This is a genomic window from Mycobacterium colombiense, assembly GCF_001953985.1.
GTDB classification, from domain to species: domain Bacteria; phylum Actinomycetota; class Actinomycetes; order Mycobacteriales; family Mycobacteriaceae; genus Mycobacterium; species Mycobacterium colombiense_B.
In genome coordinates, this window is the sequence record NZ_MBEI01000053.1 from 191,113 (window position 1) to 213,729 (window position 22,617).

A 22,617-nucleotide genomic window follows, 5' to 3' on the forward strand; every position below is an offset into this window, starting at 1 on the left:
GCGAAAGGGTCCATGGTGTCGTTGGAGTCGCTCAGCCCGGAAGAACTTGCCGGCGCACACGCTCGTCACCAGCAGGATTACGCCGATCTGCAGGCCAAGAAGCTCGCGCTGGACTTGACCCGCGGCAAACCGGCTCCCGCCCAGCTCGACCTGTCCAACCAGCTGCTGAGCCTGCCCGGCGACGACTACCGCGACAGCGAGGGCACCGACACTCGCAACTACGGCGGCCTGCACGGCCTGCCCGAGCTGCGGGCCATCTTCGGGGAGCTGCTCGGCATCCCGGTGCAGAACCTGATCGCGGGCAACAACTCCAGCCTGGAACTGATGCACGACCTGGTCGCCTTCTCGATGTTGTACGGCGGCGTGGACTCGCAGCGGCCCTGGAAGGACGAACCGAGCGTCAAGTTCTTGTGCCCGGCCCCCGGCTACGACCGCCACTTCGCCATCACCGAGACGATGGGCATCGAGATGATCGGAGTCCCGATGCTGTCCGACGGGCCGGACGTCGACCTAATCGAGGAGCTGGTCGCCGTCGATCCGGCCATCAAGGGCATGTGGACGGTGCCGGTGTTCGGCAACCCCACCGGGGTCACCTACTCGTGGGACAACGTCCTGCGGCTCGTCCAGATGCGGACCGCGGCGCCCGACTTCCGGCTGTTCTGGGACAACGCCTACGCGGTGCACACCCTGACGCATGACTTCATCCGGCAGGTCGACGTGCTCGGGCTGGCCTCCGCGGCGGGCAACCCCCATCGGCCCTACGTGTTCGCGTCCACCTCGAAGATCACCTTCGCCGGCGCCGGCGTGAGCTTCCTGGGCGGATCGCTGGGCAACATCGCCTGGTACCTGCAATATGCGGGGAAGAAGTCGATCGGACCCGACAAGATCAACCAGCTGCGGCACCTGCGCTTCTTCCGCGACGCCGACGGGGTGCGGCTGCACATGCTGAAGCACCAGCAGATCCTGGCGCCGAAGTTCGCGCTGGCCGCCGAGATCCTCGATCAGCGGCTCAGCGACTCCAAGATAGCGTCGTGGACCGACCCCAAGGGCGGCTACTTCATCAGCCTCGACGTGCTGCCCGGCACGGCGAAGCGGACCGTCGCGCTGGCCAAGGACGCCGGTATCGCGGTGACCGAGGCGGGTGCGTCGTTCCCGTATCGGAAAGATCCGAAGGACACCAACATCCGGATCGCGCCGACCTTCCCGTCGCTGCCGGACCTGCGCGACGCCGTCGACGGGCTGGCCACCTGCGCGCTGCTGGCGGCGTCCGAATCGCTGCTGGCGTCGTCCGCGTCGAGTGTGAGCTGACGACCCTGCCGGATCCGCATCGTCAGCGCGCGCCGGTAGCCTGCTGACCGTGGCCCTCTACCGCAAGTACCGTCCGGCTACCTTCGCCGAAGTGGTGGGGCAGGAGCACGTCACCGAACCGCTCTCGATCGCCCTGGAAGCCGGACGGATCAACCACGCGTATTTGTTCTCGGGTCCGCGCGGCTGCGGGAAGACCTCTTCCGCGCGCATCCTGGCCCGCTCGCTGAACTGCGTTCAGGGCCCGACGGCCACCCCGTGCGGGGTCTGCGACTCGTGCCAGGCGCTGGCGCCCAACGCGCCCGGCAGCATCGACGTGGTCGAACTCGACGCCGCCAGCCACGGCGGCGTGGACGACACCCGCGAGCTGCGCGACCGCGCCTTCTACGCGCCCGCCCAATCGCGCTACCGCGTGTTCATCGTGGACGAGGCGCACATGGTGACCACCGCGGGGTTCAACGCGCTGCTCAAGATCGTCGAGGAGCCCCCGGAACACCTCATCTTCATCTTCGCCACCACCGAACCGGAGAAGGTGCTGCCGACGATCCGGTCGCGCACTCATCACTACCCGTTCCGGTTGTTGCCGCCGAAGACGATGCGGTCGTTGATCGGACGGATCTGCGAGCAGGAGGGCGTCGTCGTCGACGACGCCGTCTACCCGCTGGTGATCCGCGCCGGCGGCGGCTCGCCCCGCGACACCCTGTCGGTGCTGGATCAGCTGGTGGCCGGCGCCGAGGGCGGGCACGTGACCTATCAGCGGGCGCTGGGCCTGCTGGGGGCCACCGACCTGGCGCTGATCGACGACGCCGTGGACGCCCTCGCCGCCGCCGATGCCGCCGCGCTGTTCGGTGCGGTGGAGTCGGTGATCGATGCGGGGCATGACCCACGGCGGTTCGCCACCGACCTGCTCGAGCGGTTCCGCGACCTGATCCTGCTGCAGGCCGTTCCGGACGCGGCGAGCCGCGGCGTGGTGGACGCGCCCGAGGACGTGCTGGAGCGGATGCGGGAACAAGCGACCCGGATCGGGCCGGCGACCCTGACCCGCTACGCCGAGGTGGTGCAGGCGGGGCTGGGGGAGATGCGCGGAGCGACGGCACCGCGCCTGCTGCTCGAGGTCGTGTGTGCGCGACTGCTGCTGCCCTCGGCCAGCGACACCGAATCGGCGCTGCTGCAACGCGTCGAGCGGATCGAGACCCGGCTGGACATGTCCATTCCCGGCTCCGAAGCCCCCGCCGCGGCGCCGCGCAGCGCGCCCGCGCCGGCCCAACCCGAGCCGCCCGTCCGGTTCACCCGGCCCTCCGCGGCGGCCGCCGCCAAGCCCGAACCGAAACCGGAACCGGAACCGAAGCCCGAGCCCAAGGCGCCCCCCGCCCCCGAACCCCCTGCGGCCGCGGCGCCCGCGCCCGAACCCGCTCCGCCGCCGGCGGCCGAAACTGCCGCTGCGCCAGGTGAACTCAACACCGCCGCGGTACGCAGCATGTGGCCGACGGTGCGTGAAAAGGTGCGTCAGCGGAGCCGGACCACCGAGGTGATGCTGGCCGGGGCGACCGTGCGGGCCATCGAGGGCAACACGTTGGTGCTCAGCCATGAATCGGCGCCGCTGGCCAAGCGGCTCTGCGAACAGCGCAATGCCGACGTCATCGCCGAAGCGCTCAAAGACGCGCTGGGCGTCAACTGGCGGGTGCGCTGCGAGGCCGGCGCACCGGCGCGGCCCGCGCCACCCTCGCCCGCCGGTGGGGGCGCCGGCCCGGCGGTGTCGAACGTGGCCGAGCCCGCGCCCGACGTCGATACCGCCCGCCGCGACGAAGAGGAACACATGCTCGCCGAGGCCGTCCGCGACGAGCAGGCATCGGCGCCGCGCCGCGACCCCGAAGAGGTCGCGCTCGAATTGCTGCAGAGCGAGCTGGGCGCCCGCCGCATCGACAACGGCTAGCGGGTCAGGCCGTCCACCACGGCCGCAGCGGCAGGTCGTCGTCACCCCGCGCATCGACGTTGGCTGCCAGCACGTGATGGAGCTGAAGGTTGTTCTGCTCGAACGCCACCCGCGAGGCCGCCATGTACAGGCCCCACACCTTGGCGGTCGGCAGGCCGACCTCGGCGACCGCCACGTCCCAGTGCTCCACCAGGTTGTGGCACCAGTCGCGCAGCGTCATCGCGTAGTGGTGGCGGAAGTTCTCCGCGTGCAGCACCTCGAAGCCCGCATCCTGGATCGCACAGGTGATGCGGCCCGAGCCGGTCAGCTCCCCATCCGGGAAGACGTAGCGGTCGGTGAACCCGCCGGCGAACGAGGTCGAGGTGTTGTCGTGCCGGGTGATGCAGTGGTTGAGCAGCAGACCGCCGGTGCGCAGCTTCGACTTCAGGAAATCGAAGTAGGCCGGGTAATTCTTGACGCCGATGTGCTCGGTCAGCCCGATCGAGGAGACGGCGTCGAACTGCGCCTCGCCCACGTCGCGGTAGTCGGAGTGCCGCACCTCGGCCAGCTCCGCCAGCCCCTCGTCGGCGATCGCGCGCTGCGCCCACTTCGCCTGCTCGGCCGACAGGGTGGCGCCGATCGCCCGGACACCGCGGCGCGCGGCGTAGCGCACCATGCCGCCCCAGCCGCAGCCGACGTCGAGCAGCCGATCGCCCGGCTGCAGCCGCAGCTTCTCGAAGATCAGCCGGTACTTGTTCTGCTGCGCATCTTCCAGGGTGGCCTCGGCGTCGGGATACACCGCGCAGGTGTAGGTCATCGACGGGCCCAACACCAGTTCGTAGAAGGTGTTGGAGACGTCGTAGTGGTGATGGATGGCCTCGGCGTCGCGGGTCTTGCTGTGCATCAGCCCGTCGGCGACCCGGCGCCACCGCGGCCGGGTTTCCTGCGGTGGCGGTGGCACCGGCAACAACCGCTCGAAGCCGATCGAACGCACGACGTTGGCCAGCACCCGCGCCGGCGGCCGCTTGAATTCGACCCGATCGGTCAGCGTCTTGAGCAGTCGGTACGGATCACCTGGATGCACGCCATAGGCCTGCAGGTCGCCCGACACGTAGGCGCGGGCCAGGCCGAGTTCGCCGGGCGCGGTGGCCAGGTAGGTGGCTCCGCGGGGTGTCCGGAGGTCCAGACCCAGTTCGGCGTCCTCGCTGCCGGCCGTGCTGCCGTCGTAGGCGGTGAACTTCAGCGGATGTCGCCCGGTCGCGGCGAAGACCTCCAGGATCTCGGCCATGCTCAGTTTGCCGGTCGGTGAGCGGTGGGGTTCTTTTGTCGTCGTCATCGCCTTTGCACCGCCTTCGCGTAGAGGTCGAGTAAACGAGAATCCGGGTCATAGGTCTTCTTGACCGTGTTGTAGGCCTCGCCGCCGTACAACTCGTCGAAGTCCTCGCGGGAGTAGAAGGAGTCCGAATACAGCGACTTGTGGCCGTCGAGCTCGTCCACCTTGGCCTCGATCATCCGGTTGGTGGCGCCCTCGGTGGCGCCGGCCGGCACCGACGACCAGAAGCCCACGTTGACGTAAGTGTGATCCGGACGCATCGGGTACAGCGGCCAGCCTTCGTGGTCGCGTAAACGCAACGGGCACAACCAGATTGGCGTGATGGGCACGCTGTCCAGGAACCACTCCAGGAAGTCGCAGGTCCGTTCGACCGGCACCTCGATGTCCTGCACCACCCGCTCGCGTGGTGGTCGGCCGTTGCGCTTCTCGATCCGGTCGGCGATGCCGAACCGCTGATCCATCGCGATGAGCTTCGAGTAGACACTGCTGCGTCGGTAGCGGCGCGGCCACCAGCGCCGCAACCGCGGATTCTGCACGCCGAACGCGCGTGAGCACCAGAACCAGTCGGTGTCCCAGCGCCAGAAATAGTCGTTCATGGTCAACCGGTCATCCTTGGTGGCTTCCGGGCCCGGGCCGTCGTGCCGGATGGACTGGTAGTAGATGTTGCGGCCGGTGTAGTCGCTGACCGGACCGGGCGTGGTGGTCCGCCGGCCCACGCACAGATAGCTTTCGTCGGCGCTGAAGACCACCCCGTCGAGATAGTCGACCGGCGTCCCGCCCTGCCCGCCGGTGTCGATGATGCGTTCCATGGCCGCGATCAGATCGGGCAGCGAGTGGAATCGGACGTGCCGCAGCGCCACGAACGGCGCGACGGATTCCAGCTCGATCCGGAGCCGCGTCGAATAGCCAAGCGTCCCATAGGAATTCGGGAAGGCGCGGAACAGGTCGGCGTGCTGGGTGCGCGAGGTGGTGAGCAAATCGCCAGCGCCGGTGAGGATGTCCATCTCCAGCACCGATTCATGCGGCAGGCCGTTGCGGAACGACGCCGACTCGATGCCCAGTCCGCTGACCGCGCCGCCCAGGGTGATGGTCTTCAGCTGCGGCACGACCAGCGGCGACAGACCGTACGGCAGCGTCGCGGCGACCAGGTCCGCATACGTGCACATGCCCGCCACGTCGGCGGCGCGGCTTTCGGGATCCACGCTCAGGACCCCGGTCAGCCCCGACGTGTCCAGACCGGGTGCATCGCGTTTGGTGCGGGCGCGGAACAGATTTGACGTCGGCTTGGCCAGCCGGACGGCGGACGTCGCGGGAATGGATCGATAACTTGCCAGCATCCGGTCAACGCCGGACTTGTGGGCCGAGAGTGCAGATCCAAGGACAGGCACCAGATATACCCTAGTCTTCGACAACAGCCCGTGCACCCGTCAACAGGGCCGGCACCGGCGAAAATCTTCATGAGGAGGGGTCGCCTTGGGACAGGTGAGCGCAGAGAGCACCATCTTGATCAACGCGGAGCCTGCGGCAGCCCTTGCCGCCGTCGCGGACTATCAGACCGTCCGCCCGAAAATTCTCTCCCCGCAGTACAGCGAGTACCAGGTGCTGCAGGGTGGGCAGGGGCCCGGCACGGTCGCCAAGTGGAAGCTGCAGGCCACCAAATCACGCGTGCGCGACGTGCAAGTCAACGTCGACGTCGCCGGGCACACCGTCATCGAGAAGGACGCCAACTCGACCATGGTGATCAACTGGACGGTCGCTCCCGCCGGACCCGGCTCCAGCGTCACCGTCAAGACCACCTGGACCGGCGCCGGCGGTGTGAAGGGCTTCTTCGAGAAGACCTTTGCGCCCTTGGGGCTCAAGAGGATTCAGGGTGAGGTGTTGGCCAACCTGAAGAAGGAACTGGAGAGCTGAGCTAGCGCGCCTGGCCCTGCGAGGCCAGGAAGCCGGCGACCCCGCGGACCAGTGCGTCGGCGTATTTCTGCCGGCCCTCCGCCGACTCCATCAGCGCCGAATCGGCGGGGTTCTTCATGTTGCCGCACTCGACCAGGATCGACGGGTATTGCGCCAGGTTCAGGCCGGTCAGGTCCGAGCGGCCGTATAGGCCGTTCTGGCCGATGTAGTTGGCCGGCGGGATCCCCGAGCCCTGCATCTGGTCGCGCATGATCCGCGCGTACTGCACCGACGGGCCGGCCTGCACCTGGTTGAGCGGCGGGGCCGAGTAGTTGACGTGGAATCCCCGCCCGGACGCCGGGCCGCCGTCGGCGTGGATGGACAGGACCGCGTTGGGGCGCAGCGCGTTGGCCGCGTTCGCGCGTTCGTCGACACACGGCCCCAGGCCGTTGTCGTTGGCGCGGGACAGCGCGGTCCGCACTCCCAGGGCGCTCAACTCGGCGCGCACCCGCAGCGCGGTGTCCCAGGTGAAGGTGTGTTCCTGGTAACCGGTGTTGGTCGCCGTTCCGCTGGTCTGGCAGTCCTTGGTGCCGCCGCGACCGGTGGGCACCTGGCGGTTGATGGAGCCGTCGTTGGAGCCGTTGTGACCCGGATCGATGAAAACCACCATGCCGGCGATGTTGGATGGGACCGCCGTCGCGGTCGGCATGATCGCCGTCGACGCGGCGACGAGCACACCAACCGCCAATTTGATCCCGACACGTCTGCTCAGTCGTAGGTCCACGGCGCAAAGCTAACGCCGCGCGGTCTACGCTGGGGGTTTCGAATCGCCGGAAGACTCACGAGCGAAACCAACTCGAGACCAAGATGCGAGGGGATTGTCATGCAACCCGGAGGCGATATGTCGGCGCTGCTGGCCCAGGCGCAGCAGATGCAGCAGAAGCTCATGGAGGCCCAGCAGCAACTGGCGAACGCTGAGGTGCATGGTCAGGCCGGTGGGGGCTTGGTCAGCGTCGTCGTGAAGGGCAGCGGCGAGGTGGTCGCGGTGAAGATCGATCCCTCCATCGTCGACCCGTCGGACGTGGAGACCTTGCAGGACCTGATCGTCGGCGCCATGGGTGACGCGTCCAAGCAGGTCACCCGGATGGCACAGGAGCGGCTGGGGGCGCTGGCCGGCGGCTTCGGCCCCCCGCCGGGGCAACCGCCCGCGCCGGCGCAGGGGCTTTAGGCTCCCCGACCGACATGTTCGAAGGACCCGTCCAGGATTTGATCGACGAGCTTGGCAAGCTGCCGGGCATCGGGCCCAAAAGCGCCCAGCGCATCGCCTTTCACCTGCTGTCGGTGGAACCGGCGGATATCGACCGGCTGACCGCGGTGCTGGCGAAGGTCCGCGACGGGGTGCGGTTCTGTGCGGTGTGCGGCAACGTCTCCGACAACGAGCGATGCCGGATCTGCGCCGATCCCCGCCGGGACGGCTCGCAGGTGTGCGTCGTCGAGGAACCCAAGGACGTCCAGGCCGTCGAGCGCACCCGCGAATTCCGCGGCCGCTACCACGTGCTGGGCGGTGCGCTCGATCCGTTGTCCGGGGTGGGGCCCGATCAGCTGCGGATCCGCGAGCTGCTGAGCCGGATCGGGGAGCGGGTCGACGACGTCGACATCACCGAGGTGATCATCGCCACCGACCCGAACACCGAGGGCGAGGCGACGGCCACCTACCTGGTGCGGATGCTGCGCGACATCCCCGGACTGACCGTGACGCGGATCGCGTCGGGGCTGCCGATGGGCGGTGACCTGGAGTTCGCCGACGAACTGACGCTCGGCCGCGCCCTGGCCGGCCGCCGGGCCATGGTCTGAGCCGCCGGTCGCGAGCTGTCACGCGCCGGTCAGTTCGCCGGCCTCGCTGTCGACCGGAGGACCGGATCCCGGCAGCGGCTTGCCGGCGACTTCCGGCATGAATCGAAGGGTGACCGTCCCCACCAAGCCGGCGAAGATCAGCATGTAGGCCGGCACCATGGCGCTGCCGGTGCCGGATATCAGCGCTTGAGCGATCACCGGAGTGGTTCCGCCGACGGTCGATAGCGCGATGTTGTACGAGATGGCCAGCGATCCGTTGCGCACTCTGGTCGGGAACAGCGCCGGCAGGGCCTGCGGCGTGGTGCTGTCGAAACACAGTTCCATCAGTCCGACCAGCAGCACACCGATGAAGATCAACGGAAGGATGCCGCCGAAGCGCATCAGCAAGAATGCGGGAACCGACGCCAGCACGAGCAATCCGCAGCCCGTCCACATGATCGGCTTGACGCCGATGCGGTCGGACAGCATGGCGACGAACACCACCGCGGCCATCAGAATCGCCAGCGTCGCCACGATGATTACCAGGCTGGCCGTATTACCCACGTGCACAACCACTTTGAGGTACGTCGGCAAGTATCCGGTGAGCATGAAGTCGGGGACCTGCGAGGTCACCACTATGGCCGCGCAGACCACCATCGGTCTCCACTGCTCCAGCACCGTGCGCCGAAATTGCTGCCAGCCGCGGTCGGCCGCCGGGGTGTCCGGGTCGCTGCTCAGCTGTGCGTAGGCGGGTGACTCATCGATCCGCAGCCGCAGATAGAGGGCGAGGACGCCGAACGGCGCTCCCAGCAACAGCGGAATCCGCCAGCCCCATGCCAGCATGTCGCGGCTTGGTAGCCAGGCCTGTAACGCGGTCACCAGCAACCCGGCGAGCACGAACCCGACCAGGTTGCCCAGCGGCAGGAACCCGACCATCTTGCCGCGCTTGCGGTCCGGGGCCCGCTCGACGAGATATGTCATCGCGCCGACGAACTCGCCGCCGGTCGACAAGCCCTGAAAGACCCGGGCGACCAGAAGCAGGATCGGCGCCCAGATGCCGATGGTGGCGTAGCCGGGCAGTAAGCCGGTCATGGTGGTCCCGACTGCCATCAGCAGGATCGTGATCAACAGAATCCGCTTGCGCCCGACGCGGTCACCGAGCGGGCCGAGGACGAACCCGCCGAGCGGCCGCACCACGTACGCCGCCGCCAGCGTGCTGAAGGTGGCGATGAGATGGACCGCGCTGACGCTGTTACCCGGATAGAACACCTGCGCGATGATGGTCGCGATGTAGCCGTAGACGCCGAAGTCGTACCACTCCATGAAATTGCCGATGGCCGTGGCCAGGGTGTCGCGGCGCATCGCCGAATCGGCGTCGCCGGTGTCGTTGCCCGTAGTGCGATGCCGGTGGCGTCGGATGCTCATTGACACGTCACGTACCCAAAACTTTGCTGTGTGGAACTAGCGTGCCGCCAGCCGTTCGCGGCGCAGCAGGTCCACCTCCGGCATCGGCAGCGGCGGCAGCTCACCGACGACCGTGCCCAGCAGCAGGTCGGCCAGTTGCGGGTTGCGGGCCAGGCATGGCCCGTGCATGTAGGTCGCGATCACGCTGCCCTGCACCGCGCCGTCGAAGCCGTCGCCGGACCGGTTGCCCGCGCCCTTGACCACCGCGCCCAACGGCGACGCCGCGGGTCCCAGCACGGTGCCGCCGCGATGGTTCTCGAAACCGGTGAGACGCTCGGTCAGGCCGGCTAACAGCGGCTTCGTCGCCAGCTCGCCGATGGTGCGCGCCTGTTGCGGCGACGTCGTCGCGTCCAGCATGCCCACGCCGTCGACGCGTTCCCCGGCCGACGTCTCATACCAGTGCCCGAGCACCTGGACGGCCGCGCAGATCGCCAGCACCGGGGCGCCCCGTTCCGCGGCGCGCTGCAGGCCCGGGTGTTTGATCAGGTGCCGGGTGGCCAGGCGCTGCGCGTAGTCCTCGGCGCCGCCCAGCGTGTACAGGTCCAACGACTCGGGCACCGGGTCGGCCAGCGTGATCTCGACGATCTCGGCGGCGATGCCGCGCAGCCGGAGGCGCTGCCGCAGCACCAGGGCGTTGCCGCCGTCGCCGTAGGTCCCCATCACGTCGGGCAGCACCAGCCCGATCCGCACCACCGAGTCAGCCATGTCGCGCCAACGCTCGTTGCAGCTGCAGGAACGCGGTGTAGTTGGCGACGACCTCCACCCGGCCGGGCGGGCACGACGCGATCGCGGCGACGGTGTCGTGCACCAGGGTGTGCTCGACGCCGGCGTAGCCCAGCCGCACCGCCAGGTCGGTCCCGCGCTCGCCGGCGGCCACCACTTCGGTCTCCTCGAAGTGCTCAAACCGCACATCCCACAGCCACGACAGGTCCTCCCCGTCGGGCACCTGGCCGTTGACCGAGATGACGACCCCGGCGGCATGCTTGTCGACCATCGACAGCGCCTCCTGCCAGCCGGCCGGGTTCTTCGCCAGCAGGATGCGCACCTCGTGCGCACCGACCCGGACGGTCCGATAACGCCCCGCGACCTCGTCGACCGCCGAGACGGCCGCGACCGCGTTGGTGGGGTCGGCGCCCAGCGCGACCGCGGCCGCCACGGCCTGGGCGGCGTTGCCCCGGTTGACCGCGCCGGGCAGGGCCAGCCGCATCGGCAGGGCCAGGCCGTCGGGCCCGTAGAGGGCGTCGTCGTCGAACCACCACTGCGGGCTGGGGCGTTTGAAGTCCGCACCCGTGGAATACCAGTGGCCCCGGTCGCGGACGATGATCTCGCCGCTGCGCGGACAACTGACCGAGTCGTTCGACCACGAACCGCCCGCGGCCACCCACACCACGTTCGGGCTGTCGTAGGCCGCCGACGTCATCAGCACGTCGTCACAGTTGGCCACGACGACCGCCTTCGGGTGCCGGGCCAGGCCGGCGCGCAGGGTCCGTTCGATGACGTTGATCTCGCCGACCCGGTCCAGCTGGTCACGCGACAGGTTGAGCAGCACGACGACGCCGGGTTCGACGGCGTCGGAAACGTGCGGGACGTGCATTTCGTCGACTTCCAGGGCCGCCAGCGGCGCATCGCGGCTGGCGGCCAGCGCGGCGACCAGGCCGGCGTCCATGTTGGCGCCCTCGGCGTTGGTGGCCACCCCGCCCAGCGTCGCCAGCGCGGCCGACGTCATCCGGGTGGTGGTGGATTTGCCGTTCGTGCCGGTGACGATGACGGTGCGCCGGCCGGCGGCGAGTTGCCGAAGGACCGAGCGGTCCAGCGTCATCGCGATCAGGCCGCCGATCATCGCCCCGGCCCCGCGTCCGGTCACCCGCGACGCCCAGCGCGCGCTCGCTCCTGCGGCGAGGGCCAGACGGGCACGGGTGGTAACCACCCGGGAAGTTTAAATGTGTGCCGCCGAGGTCTTCGAATTCCGGGCGCCGCCGGTCTCGATTTCCCAGCCGACACGGCGCCTAGCGGCCCGATGATGTCGGTCGGCCGTGCCATCCTCAGTGCATGAGCGGCGTGTCCTGGGGTCGGCCGGCCAGCGAGCCGGACGCCGGCTGGGCCGTCGTCGATGTCGAGACCTCGGGCTTTCGGCCGGGTCATGCGCGGATCATCAGCGTCGCGGCGCTCGGCCTGGACGCCGACGGCAACGTCGAACACTCGGTGGTGAGCCTGCTCAACCCCGGCGTGGACCCCGGCCCCACCCACGTGCACGGCCTGACCGCCGCCATGCTGGAAGACCAGCCTCAGTTCGCCGACATCGTCGGCGACGTGGCCGACGTGCTGCGCGGCCGCACCTTGGTGGCCCACAACGTGGCGTTCGACTACGCGTTTCTGGCCGCCGAGGCCGAACTGGCCGAGACCGAACTGCCCGTCGACAGCGTCATGTGCACCGTCGAGCTGGCCCGGCGGCTGGACCTCGGCGTCGAGAACCTGCGGCTGGAGACGCTCGCCGCGCATTGGGGGGTCACCCAGGAGCGGCCGCACGACGCCTTCGACGACGCGATGGTGCTGACCGGTGTGCTGGCGTCCGCGCTCAAGCTGGCCCGCGCGGGCGACATCTGGCTGCCGATCCACCCCGTGACCCGGCGTCGCTGGCCGAACGGCCGGGTCACCCACGACGAACTGCGACCACTCAAGGTGCTGGCGTCCCGGATGCCCTGCCCGTACCTCAACCCGGGCCCCTACGTCGGCGGCCGGCCGCTGGTGCAGGGCATGCGGGTGGCGCTGGCCGCCGAGGTCGGCCGCACCCACGAGGAACTCGTGGAGCGCATCCTGCACGCCGGACTGGCCTACACCGACGCCGTCGACCGGGAGACCTCGCTGGTGGTCTGCAACGATCCCGCCGCCGAGCAGGGCAAGGGCTACCTCGCCCGGCAGCTGGGGGTGCCGGTGATCTCCGACGCGCAGTTCATGGACTGCGTCGGCGCCGTCATCGGCGGCACCAGCATGGACGAGTTCACCGACGCCAGCACGCTCGACCAGCAGCTGGCGCTGTTCTGATCAGCCGCGGGCGGCGCGGTTGACCGCCGACACGACCGCGCGCAGCGACGCGGAGGTGATCGACGGAGCGATGCCGACCCCCCACACCGTGCGGCCGTCCACCGACGCCTCCACGTAGGCAGCCGCCTGTGCGTCGTCGCCGGCGCTCATCGCGTGCTCGGAGTAGTCCAGGACGGCCACGTCGAAACCGACGTTGCCCAGCGCGTGCACGAACGCGGCCAGGGGGCCGTTGCCCTGCCCGCTGATCTCGGTCTCCGCCCCGTTGAGCTTGACCGTCGCGGTGATGCGGGTGACGCCGCTGTCTTCCTCGGAGGCGTCGACGCGCTGCTTGATCCGCTCCAGCGGCGACACCGGGGCCAGGTACTCCTCGGAGAAGGCGTCCCACATCTCCTTGGGACTGACCTCGCCGCCTTCGCCCTCGCTGATCTTCTGCACCACCTGGGAGAACTCGATCTGCAGCCGTCGCGGCAGGGCCAGGCCGTGATCGGCCTTCATGATGTAGGCCACCCCGCCCTTGCCGGACTGCGAGTTGACCCGGATCACCGCCTCGTAGGTGCGCCCGACGTCCTTGGGGTCGATCGGCAGGTACGGCACCTGCCAGAGCATGTCCTCGACGTCGGTGTCCGCGGCGTCCGCGTCGATCTTCATCTGATCGAGGCCCTTGTTGATGGCGTCCTGGTGGCTGCCGGAGAACGCGGTGTAGACCAGGTCGCCGCCGTAGGGGTGACGCTCGTGCACCGGCAGCTGGTTGCAGTACTCGACCGTGCGGCGGATCTCGTCGATGTTGGAGAAGTCGATCTGCGGGTCCACGCCGCGGGAGAACAGGTTCAGCCCCAGCGTCACCAGGCAGACGTTGCCGGTGCGCTCGCCGTTGCCGAACAGGCATCCCTCGATGCGGTCGGCGCCGGCAGAAAAGCCCAATTCCGCTGCGGCGACGGCGGTTCCGCGGTCGTTGTGCGGATGCAGGCTCAAGATGACCGACTCCCGGTTGGCCAGGTTGCGGCTCATCCACTCGATGGAGTCGGCGTAGACGTTGGGAGTGGCCATCTCGACCGTGGCGGGCAGGTTGAAGATGATCGGGTTGTCCGGCGTCGGCGCGATGATCTCGCCCACGGCGTCGCACACCTGCCTGGCGTACTCCAGCTCCGTGCCGGTGTAGGACTCCGGCGAATACTCGAACCGCCACCGGGTGCCCGGGTGCTTGGCCGCCTCCTGGACGCACTTACGCGCACCGTCGGTCGCGATGGCTTGCACCGCGGCCCGGTCCGCGCGAAAAACCACGCGGCGCTGCAGGATTGACGTCGAGTTGTAGAAGTGCACGATGGCCTGCGGCGCGCCGTGGCACGCCTCGAAGGTGCGCTCGATCAGTTCGGGCCGGCACTGGGTCAGCACCTGGATGGTGACGTCGTCGGGGATGGCGCCGTCGGTGATGATCTCACGGACGAAGTCGTAGTCGGTTTGGCTGGCCGACGGGAATCCGACCTCGATTTCCTTGTAGCCCATGCGGACCAGCAGATCGAACATGCGGCGCTTGCGGGCCGGGCTCATGGGGTCGATCAGCGCCTGGTTGCCGTCGCGCAGATCGACCGCACACCACAGCGGCGCCTTGTCGATGACCCGGTCGGGCCAGGTGCGGTCCGGCAGCCGGATGGGCTCGACCTCTTCGGCGAAGGGCCGGTACCGGTTGACCGGCATCGACGAGCCCCGCTGCGGGTTCCACGCGGGCTGTCCGGGGCCCGGGGGGCCGGCCGGCTGGACGATGGTTCGTGTCGAGCTGAATGCGTCGGGATCGGTAGTCACGGTGATTGCTCCGGGAATCTCAGAAGGGGGACTTCAGACCGGCGCATCGCGAACACCCGCGACGGGAAGCCGGTCTGGATCAGACCCCGTCGCGGCGTCCGAGGAGGAGCACCCGCTGCACGTCCTGCACTTTACCGCTTTTGGCGCCCCGGTAAAAATGCCGCTGAGACCGACGCGAATGCGCAGGCCGGGCAGCCAGGTATCGCGACGTAAATCACCATGCCCGGGCACGTATTCTGTTGTGGACTTATACCCGAAATTGAAGTGCGCAGGGCCGGAGAGGCAGGCAAAAACGTGGCGCTCGTCGTGCAGAAGTACGGCGGATCCTCAGTGGCGAACGCCGACCGGATCCGGCGGGTGGCCGAGCGCATCGTCGCCACCAAGAAGCAGGGGAACGACGTGGTAGTCGTCGTCTCCGCGATGGGCGACACCACCGATGACCTGATGGATCTGGCCCAGCAGGTGTGCCCGGCCCCGCCGCCGCGCGAACTCGACATGCTGCTCACCGCCGGCGAGCGCATCTCCAACGCGTTGGTCGCCATGGCGATCGAATCGCTGGGTGCGCAGGCGCGCTCCTTCACCGGATCGCAGGCCGGGGTGATCACCACCGGCACGCACGGCAACGCCAAGATCATCGACGTCACGCCGGGGCGGCTGCAGACCGCGCTCGACGAGGGGCGTGTCGTGCTGGTGGCCGGATTCCAGGGCGTCAGCCAGGACACCCGGGACGTGACCACGCTGGGCCGCGGCGGTTCGGATACCACGGCGGTGGCCCTGGCCGCGGCGCTGCGCGCCGACGTCTGCGAGATCTACACCGACGTCGACGGCATCTTCAGCGCCGACCCCAGGATCGTGCACAACGCCCGCAAGCTGGACACGGTCACCTTCGAAGAGATGCTCGAGATGGCGGCTTGCGGCGCCAAGGTTTTGATGCTGCGCTGCGTGGAATATGCACGCCGCTATGGCATTCCGGTGCACGTCCGATCGTCGTATTCGGAGAACCCGGGCACCGTCGTCGTCGGATCGATCAAGGACATAGCCATGGAAGACCCCATCCTGACCGGAGTCGCGCACGACCGCAGCGAGGCCAAGGTGACCGTCGTCGGCATTCCCGACATTCCCGGATACGCCGCCCGCGTCTTCCGGGCGCTCGCCGACGCCGACGTGAACATCGACATGGTGTTGCAGAACGTCTCCAAGGTCGAGGACGGCAAGACCGACATCACGTTCACCTGCTCGCGCGACAGCGGGCCCACCGCGGTCGCCAAGCTGGACGCGCTCAAGGAAGAGATCGGGTTCAGCCAGCTGCTCTATGACGACCACGTCGGCAAGGTGTCGCTGATCGGGGCGGGGATGCGCAGCCACCCCGGGGTCACCGCCACCTTCTGTGAGGCCCTGGCCGAGGTGGGCGTCAACATCGAGCTGATCTCCACCTCCGAGATCCGCATCTCTGTGCTGTGCCGCGACACCGAACTAGATAAGGCCGTCGTGGCGTTGCATGAGGCGTTCGGGCTCGGCGGTGCGGAGTCGGCGACGGTGTATGCGGGGACGGGTAGATAAATGGTTGCCATCGGAGTTGTGGGCGCCACCGGCCAGGTCGGCCAGGTGATGCGCAGGTTGCTCGACGAGCGGGATTTCCCCGCGACCTCGGTGCGGTTCTTCGCATCGTCGCGCTCGCAGGGACGCAAGCTGGAATTCCGTGGCCAGGAGATCGAGGTCGAAGACGCCGCGACGGCCGACCCGAGCGGCCTGGACATCGCGTTGTTCTCCGCCGGCAAGACGATGTCGCTGGTGCAGGCGCCGCGGTTCGCGGCGGCCGGGGTGACGGTGATCGACAACTCGTCGGCCTGGCGCAAGGACCCCGAGGTGCCGTTGGTGGTGTCCGAGGTGAACTTCGCCCGCGATGCCGCCAACCGGCCCAAGGGCATCATCGCCAACCCGAACTGCACCACGATGGCAGCGATGCCGGTGCTCCAGGTGCTGCACCAGGAAGCCGGGCTGCAACGCCTGGTGGTGTCCAGCTATCAGGCGGTGTCCGGCAGCGGGATCGCCGGGGTCGAGGAGCTGGCCACGCAGGCCCGCGCGGTCATCGACGGCGCCGAGCAGCTGGTGCAGGACGGCCGAGCGGTGCCGTTCCCGGCGCCCAAGACCTACGTGGAGCCGATCGCCTTCAACGTGGTTCCGCTGGCCGGCTCCCTGGTGGACGATGACTCGGGTGAGACCGACGAGGACCAGAAGCTGCGCCACGAGAGCCGCAAGATCCTGGGCATCCCTGACCTGGCAGTCAGCGGCACCTGCGTGCGGGTGCCGGTGTTCACCGGGCACTCGCTGTCGATCAACGCCGAATTCGCCCGGCCGCTGTCGCCCGAGCGGGCCCGCGAGCTGCTCGACGCGGCGCCCGGCGTCAAGGTGGTCGACGTGCCGACCCCGTTGGCGGCCGCCGGCGTCGACGAATCCCTGGTCGGCCGGATCCGGCACGACCCCGGGGTGCCCGACGGCCGCGGGCTGGCCCTGTTCATCTCCGGCGACAACCTGCGCAAGGGGGCTGCGCTGAACACCATCCAGATCGCCGAGCTGCTGGCCGCCCAGCTGTGACAAGCGGGTGAGCACCACCCATAGTCGCCTGATCGCGCGGTGCTCACTGTTCGCCGCGGTGTGTTTGGTTGTGCCGCAATGGTTTTCCACTTCCGCGCGCGCCGATCCGGCGGCGCCGGCGCCCGAGCCGGTGGTGCAGCCGCTGGCGCCCGGTCAGGTGTTGCGAATCGGGCCCACCGCGGGCACCGGCACGCCCACCGGGGACTACGGCATCGGCGCGACCGACCTGTGTGAGTTCATCGAATTCCCCGCCGAGTTGCTCCAGGTGTGCGGCGACAGCTTCGCCGGTCAGGGCGTCGGCTTCGGCGGTTGGTACGCGCCGGTCGCGTTGCGCGTCGACACCGCGTCCGTCGACGACCCCGGCGGGGTGCGCTACACCGGGGTCACCGGCATCAGCAATCCGCTGCTGGCCGACCCCACCCCGCCGGGGGCCTCGCAGCTGCCGGCCGGGGTGGTGCAGATCAACCGGCGCAACTACCTGATGGTGACGACGACCAAAAACCTCGAGCCGCAGACCTCACGCCTGGTGAGCGCGGAGCCGGCGCGCGCGGGCTGGCAGACGATCCCGGGATCCAAGCGGCCCGCGTCGTATCAGGGCGGCTCGCAGACGCAGATCAGCGGCTACTACGACCCGATCCCCACCCCGGACTCGCCCAGCGGGTGGGTCTACATCGTCGCCGACAGCTTCACCCGCAGGGACCCGGTGCTGCTTTACCGGGCCACCCCGCAGACGTTCACCGACCGGTCGCGGTGGCAGGGCTGGGCGAGAGGCCCGGGCGGGGGCTGGGGCAAGCCGCCGACTCCGCTGTGGCCGGACGCGGTGGGCGAGCTGTGCATCCGGCAGATCGACGGTAAGGCGGTGCTGTCCTATTTCAACGCCGTCACCGGCAACATGGAGGTCCGGGTGGCCAACGACCCGACGGGCCTGGGCGACGCGCCGGTCACCACGGTGGTGCAGCACGACGAGTGGCCGGATCCGCCGGAGAGCCTGCCGCCGCCCTACGACAACCGGCTCGCCCAACCGTACGGCGGCTACATCTCGCCCGGTTCCACGCTCGACGAACTGCGAATCTTCGTGAGCCAGTGGGATACTCGCGCGCGCGTGGCCGCGCCATACCGGGTGATCCAGTTCGCCGTGAACCCGCTGCGTCCCGAGTAACGGCCGTTTCTGCTCTCGTAAGTGCTCTATTTCGAGACGGCGTTCAGTTCTGTTCGCGCATGGTCGATTTGGTCGTAGGCGTAGTTAGCCATAGCGGCGGTGGTCAAGAGCGCTCCCCGATGTGCGAGCGTTTCATAGGTTTGGTCGCCGAGGACCTCGCGAAGGTGGGCCATTGTGGTGCTGAGTTCTGGGTAGGACGCTGCGGTGATGGGACCGAAGGCGTAGCCCGCAAGGATGGCTGACGGCTCATAGCGTCCGAGTCGATCAAAGAAGGTGGCGAGCGAGGCCAGCGGCGTGCTGATCATCGTCGAGTTGCCAGATTCGTGATGACAGTGGATGGCCAATCGGAAGTAGTCGAGCGCCGCAACAGGTTCGCCGTGGGCGCTCTCGACGCGGCATAGCACGGATGCGGTCTGCGATTCGTTGTTGCGGTTACCGCTGTCGCGCGCGACCGTCAGTCCCCGGCGAAGTGCGCCCAGGGCCCGCAATGGGTCGGTGTCGCGGTAGGCAAAGCCATATGCCAGCAACATGAAACAGAGCATGAAGGGATTGGACGAAGCTTCAGCGGGGGGAATCAGGTCATCGGCGATCGTCATGGCCTCCGCGCTGGGACCTTTAATCGTCAAGGCGAACACCAGGCACGCCTTCGTGAAGTTGTGGGTATCGCGGATCCGCGCGAGCCGGCGGCGATCGAACTCGATGGCGCGTTCTGGTTGTCCGATCGCGATGTAAGCTCCGCCAGCCCATCCGTCGATGTCGAAAGGCACCGCGCTGCGATTGGTCCCCAGAATTTCGGCGGCGGCGTCGGCGTAACGCGCTGCGTCCTCGATCCGTCCGGGGTGGTAGCAGCATGCCGCAATGACGCACAGCAATCCGAGCTGAGGATGGTCGGTGGCCCGCGCCGGCTCGATGAGTTCCTCAGCCCAGGCTATCGGCTCGAATTGATCAATCACGAAGCCAAGGAACGCCGCAGTTGTCGCGATCGCCGCGGCCGCATCGAGATCGTTGTGGTCGGCCGCCCACCGAAAAGCGGCGCGCAAATTAGGGAGTTCGGTGGTGAACCATTCGTAGGCGTCCCGTTGGCGGGGACTGTCCCATAGGTCGAGGATGTCGCCTTCCCGCGCAGCGAAGTAGCGAGCGTGCGCGGTGCGCGTTGGTGCGGAGGCGCCGCTGTTAACCAGTTGCTCATTGGCGAACTGGCGGATGGTCTCCAACATTGAATACCGGGTCCGGCCCGATGCTCGGTCGGCGACCAGCAGCGACTTGCGCACCAGCGCGTCCAGCAGATCGAGCAGGGCATACTCATCGAAATTATCCGAACCGGCTATCCCGCAAGCGCTTTGGAGATCAAATCCTCCCGCAAAAACCGAACAACGTTCCAGCACAATCTTTTCAGCGTCGTTAAGGAGGTCATAGGACCAGGCCACCGCATGGCGCAGTGTATGGTGTCGTTCCGATCCGCGCCGTGATCCGACCAGCAGCCGCAACCGCTGATCCAGACGGTCACGTACCTCGCTCGCGCTCATCGACGCCATGCGCGAGGCCGCCAGTTCGATGGCTAATGGGATCCCATCGAGGCGGCGACAGATCTCGACCACCGCCTCCTCCTCGTCAGCCCCGGACAGCGAGAACCGCTGCGCCACACTACGGGTGCGCTCTACGAACAGGGCCACCGCTCCCGAGCCGGTTCCGGCGTCCAAATCCAGCGAGGGCACCAGCCACAACTGCTCATCGGCAATGCCCAAACCTTCCCGGCTGGTGGCCAAGACTTTCGTAGTTGTGGAGTGCACGAGGATGGCTTCAATCAATTCGGCAGCGGTATCGAGGACGTGCTCACAGTTGTCGATCACCAGCAGCCGAACCCGGCCCTCCTGCGCTGCGGCCACCGACTCGCTCACGGTCTTGCCCGGCTGCTGCGTGATACCCAGGACCGCCGACACCGCGTCTGGCACGGCCCCGGGGTCGGTGACGGCGGCCAGTTCGAAAACCCAAACCCCGTCGGGGAACTCGTCAGCCAAGCGCGAGGCGACGTCTAACGCAAGGCGGGTTTTGCCAACCCCACCCACCCCGGTGAGTGTCACCACCTGATGCGATCTCACGGCTTCGGCGACCCCGGCGACCTCAGACTCGCGCCCGATCAAACGCGTGGTGACAGGCCGCAGATTTCCCGGGCTCGTCTCGAGTGCCCGCAATGCCGGAAAGTCGGTTTGCAGCCCCGGCGCGCGCACCTGAAAGATCCCGACCGGCATCGGCACGTCCCGCAGCCGCCGCGGCCCGAGGTCCAGTAAGTCCACTCCGCTGAGCAGGACGGCGGTCGAGTCCACCAGCAGGATTTGCCCACCGTGCCCGGCCGCCATCACACGGGCCGCTCGGTTGAGCACGGCGCCGAAGTAATCCCCGTCCCGCAGCTCGGCTTCGCCGGTAGCGACACCCATCCGCACTGGCAAACCCAGGTGCTGCTGCGCTGAGACGGCGGCATCGACCGCTGCCTTCGGGGAGCTGAATGCCGCGCACATACCGTCCCCGGTGTGCTTGAACATGTACCCGCCATGCGCCGTGATCGCGTTGCGCAACGCCTCGTCGTGGGCAACCAGCGCCGCCCGCATCGTGTCGGCGTCGGCTTCCCAGCGACGGGTCGAACCTTCGACATCGGTGAACAGAAACGTCACCACACCGGAAGGCGGTCCCCCTGCGGACACTCGCACAGAATGTCATACCGAGCACATGACCACCCAGCAAATTGGGGCTGACTGTCTGGACTCTTGAAATTGATCTTCTTCAACACACTGTTCAGTTTTGCTCTCGCCTGGTCGATAGCCGTAGGCGCGGGTCGCCTTGGCCGCCGTCACGGCGGCGTGGGTTAGCCCGCGTACGGCAGTTCGGTGATGGTTTCGGCGTCATCCTGGGCGGCTGGGGTTAACTAGCGCCGGCAGGGTATCCCCTCATTGTGCAAGTGTTGAACGCACTGCTCGGCGTGGTGTTAGCGATCCTCGGGGCTGTCATGAAGCTCGGCGGCCGCCTTTTCACCCTGGCCGGGGGTTGTGACGCATTTCCCTTGATGTGACCGAGGAGGCCATCATGCGACTGCTACGCGGAGTTCCGGGAGCGGTGTTGTGGATCCTTGCGGCAGTACTCGGACTCGTCGGGGCGTTGCTGTGCGTGACCATCATCCTGCTTCCGGTCGGTATTCCTCTCGTAAAGGTTGCTGGCCGTCTGTTCAGCCGTTCTGTGCGGCTGATGCTGCCGCGTGGGCTGGCGCATCCGGTCGACGACCTCACGAAGCAGGCCGACAAAGATGCCCGCTCCGTGAGTTCGGCTACGTCAGAAGCCGCCAACCACGCCACCAAGAAGGGCCGCAAGTTGGGTACGGCGGTGTCCGACACGCTCGGCGGTGCTGCCAAGAAGGGACGCAAGGTCGCACGCAAACAGGCGAAGAATCTGGGCTGACGTCGTGTTGGTTTGCGCCCCCGCGCATGCCGTCGGCGTTAAAGACATCGCGACCCCATGACCAAGCCCTTTCGGACAAACAACGCGGCCTCGCGGTGCCAATGCGAAAGTTAACAGTTAGCGCTCAACCCGGCAGTTGTGCGATTAGGGTGCGGGGCGATATGCCCCCTGACCGGGGGCTTTAGTTCACAGCTGCTACATAAGTAGCGCATAGCCGCCACTACTGTTAACGGCTTCATCATTTGTCTCATGAGTGAAACATCTGAAACCCCCACTGTGCGGCACTCCACCGCAACTGCACCGGTCGCCGCCGAAGCGGCGGCGGCCTACCGGGCCCCGCGGGTATTCCAACTCGCCGCCTGGGTCGCCATCGTCGCCGGCATCGTGTTCATCGTCGCGGTGATCTTCTTCACCGGCTTCATCCTCGGCCACCGCGGCGGCCACCACGGCCACCACCACAAGCACCACCACGCCATGGTTCACCACCGCGGTCCTGGCGGCCCCGGCAACTTCGGCGGTCCGGGCGCACCGGGTGGCCAGGGCGGTCAGGGTGGACAGGGCGGACAGACCGGTCCGGGAGCCACCACCACTGCTCCGGCTCCGTCGGGCGTGCGTCCCAGCGGCATGGCCCCGGGTCAGCTCCCGCCGTCGGTCTTCCACTCCGCGGCCACGACGGGTCAGGTCCCCAGCATCGTCGTGTTGACCAACTGAAAAACCCCCGTCAACCAGTGGCCCGGCGGGGCGCGCCCCCGCCCGGGCCCCCGGGGTTTTTGGGGGGGGTGTTTTAAAAAAAACCCCCCCCCCCCCCCCCGGGTAGTGAGGGGGTGGGGGGGGCGG

At 68.1% G+C, this 22,617-nt stretch carries 19 protein-coding genes; 11 read left to right on the top strand and 8 right to left on the bottom strand.

The features are described from left to right. The first annotated feature begins 15 nt into the window (after window positions 1-15). A complete protein-coding gene (locus A5732_RS15365; RefSeq protein WP_142248343.1) occupies window positions 16-1,308 on the top strand; it encodes an aminotransferase class I/II-fold pyridoxal phosphate-dependent enzyme in 1,293 nt (430 codons plus the stop codon). A gap of 49 nt (window positions 1,309-1,357) precedes the next feature. Further along, window positions 1,358-3,238, top strand: a complete 1,881-nt coding sequence (locus A5732_RS15370) for a DNA polymerase III subunits gamma/tau (RefSeq protein WP_076102673.1) — start codon at window positions 1,358-1,360, stop codon at window positions 3,236-3,238. Between the two features lie 4 nt (window positions 3,239-3,242). Here A5732_RS15370 and A5732_RS15375 read toward each other — a convergent pair whose 3' ends face one another. Further along, window positions 3,243-4,553 carry a class I SAM-dependent methyltransferase gene (locus A5732_RS15375; protein WP_212568107.1) on the bottom strand — a complete coding sequence of 437 codons (1,311 nt, stop codon included), beginning with the start codon at window positions 4,551-4,553 and terminating at the stop codon, window positions 3,243-3,245. Next, the gene (locus A5732_RS15380; protein ID WP_076102689.1) at window positions 4,550-5,941 is read right to left on the bottom strand and encodes an FAD-binding oxidoreductase; all 1,392 of its coding nucleotides are present in this window, start codon (window positions 5,939-5,941) and stop codon (window positions 4,550-4,552) included. The genes A5732_RS15375 and A5732_RS15380 overlap by 4 nt, the downstream gene beginning before the upstream one ends. 82 nt (window positions 5,942-6,023) lie before the next feature. Between A5732_RS15380 and A5732_RS15385 the strand changes: the two genes are divergently transcribed. After that, a complete protein-coding gene (locus A5732_RS15385) occupies window positions 6,024-6,461 on the top strand; it encodes an SRPBCC family protein (protein WP_076055857.1) in 438 nt (145 codons plus the stop codon). A 1-nt stretch (window position 6,462) separates the two neighbouring features. Here the strand turns inward: A5732_RS15385 and A5732_RS15390 are convergent, their stop codons facing one another. Next, window positions 6,463-7,224 carry an Rv3717 family N-acetylmuramoyl-L-alanine amidase gene (locus tag A5732_RS15390; protein WP_196770756.1) on the bottom strand — a complete coding sequence of 254 codons (762 nt, stop codon included), beginning with the start codon at window positions 7,222-7,224 and terminating at the stop codon, window positions 6,463-6,465. A gap of 99 nt (window positions 7,225-7,323) precedes the next feature. Between A5732_RS15390 and A5732_RS15395 the strand changes: the two genes are divergently transcribed. Beyond that, window positions 7,324-7,668: a YbaB/EbfC family nucleoid-associated protein gene (locus A5732_RS15395; RefSeq protein ID WP_075235041.1), complete on the top strand. Its 345-nt coding sequence runs from the start codon at window positions 7,324-7,326 to the stop codon at window positions 7,666-7,668. A gap of 14 nt (window positions 7,669-7,682) precedes the next feature. Then, window positions 7,683-8,294 (top strand): recombination mediator RecR, encoded by a 612-nt coding sequence (gene recR, locus A5732_RS15400; protein ID WP_064953839.1) that lies wholly within the window; start codon window positions 7,683-7,685, stop codon window positions 8,292-8,294. An 18-nt stretch (window positions 8,295-8,312) separates the two neighbouring features. On the opposite strand, the gene A5732_RS15405 is transcribed toward recR, so the two are convergent. From A5732_RS15405 to A5732_RS15415, 3 genes are all read right to left on the bottom strand, one after another. Beyond that, on the bottom strand, window positions 8,313-9,635 hold the full coding sequence (locus A5732_RS15405; RefSeq protein ID WP_076102690.1) for an MFS transporter: 1,323 nt from the start codon (window positions 9,633-9,635) through the stop codon (window positions 8,313-8,315). 99 nt (window positions 9,636-9,734) lie between these two features. Beyond that, window positions 9,735-10,430 carry a type 1 glutamine amidotransferase gene (locus A5732_RS15410; protein WP_142256626.1) on the bottom strand — a complete coding sequence of 232 codons (696 nt, stop codon included), beginning with the start codon at window positions 10,428-10,430 and terminating at the stop codon, window positions 9,735-9,737. A gap of 4 nt (window positions 10,431-10,434) precedes the next feature. Next, on the bottom strand, window positions 10,435-11,664 hold the full coding sequence (locus tag A5732_RS15415; RefSeq protein WP_076102675.1) for a Mur ligase family protein: 1,230 nt from the start codon (window positions 11,662-11,664) through the stop codon (window positions 10,435-10,437). 122 nt (window positions 11,665-11,786) lie between these two features. On the opposite strand from A5732_RS15415, the gene A5732_RS15420 reads away from it, so the two are divergent. Continuing rightward, window positions 11,787-12,779, top strand: a complete 993-nt coding sequence (locus tag A5732_RS15420) for a DEDDh family exonuclease (protein ID WP_076102676.1) — start codon at window positions 11,787-11,789, stop codon at window positions 12,777-12,779. Here A5732_RS15420 and leuA read toward each other — a convergent pair whose 3' ends face one another. Next, entirely contained in the window at window positions 12,780-14,579 is a 1,800-nt protein-coding gene (gene leuA, locus A5732_RS15425) for a 2-isopropylmalate synthase (protein WP_076102677.1), read from the bottom strand. 294 nt (window positions 14,580-14,873) lie between these two features. Between leuA and A5732_RS15430 the strand changes: the two genes are divergently transcribed. From A5732_RS15430 to A5732_RS15440, 3 genes are read left to right on the top strand one after another with little or no spacing between them, the layout of a single operon-like run. Next, window positions 14,874-16,139 carry an aspartate kinase gene (locus A5732_RS15430; RefSeq protein ID WP_064953834.1) on the top strand — a complete coding sequence of 422 codons (1,266 nt, stop codon included), beginning with the start codon at window positions 14,874-14,876 and terminating at the stop codon, window positions 16,137-16,139. Beyond that, a complete protein-coding gene (locus tag A5732_RS15435) occupies window positions 16,140-17,174 on the top strand; it encodes an aspartate-semialdehyde dehydrogenase (RefSeq protein WP_076055867.1) in 1,035 nt (344 codons plus the stop codon). A gap of 7 nt (window positions 17,175-17,181) precedes the next feature. Continuing rightward, entirely contained in the window at window positions 17,182-18,333 is a 1,152-nt protein-coding gene (locus tag A5732_RS15440) for a DUF4185 domain-containing protein (protein ID WP_076102678.1), read from the top strand. Between the two features lie 26 nt (window positions 18,334-18,359). On the opposite strand, the gene A5732_RS15445 is transcribed toward A5732_RS15440, so the two are convergent. Further along, window positions 18,360-21,002: an adenylate/guanylate cyclase domain-containing protein gene (locus A5732_RS15445; RefSeq protein ID WP_076102691.1), complete on the bottom strand. Its 2,643-nt coding sequence runs from the start codon at window positions 21,000-21,002 to the stop codon at window positions 18,360-18,362. A 490-nt stretch (window positions 21,003-21,492) separates the two neighbouring features. Between A5732_RS15445 and A5732_RS15450 the strand changes: the two genes are divergently transcribed. Together A5732_RS15450 and A5732_RS15455 are read left to right on the top strand one after the other, a co-directional pair. Beyond that, a complete protein-coding gene (locus A5732_RS15450) occupies window positions 21,493-21,780 on the top strand; it encodes a hypothetical protein (protein WP_249266844.1) in 288 nt (95 codons plus the stop codon). 276 nt (window positions 21,781-22,056) lie between these two features. Then, entirely contained in the window at window positions 22,057-22,491 is a 435-nt protein-coding gene (locus A5732_RS15455) for a hypothetical protein (RefSeq protein WP_170880150.1), read from the top strand. The last annotated feature ends 126 nt before the right edge of the window (window positions 22,492-22,617 follow it).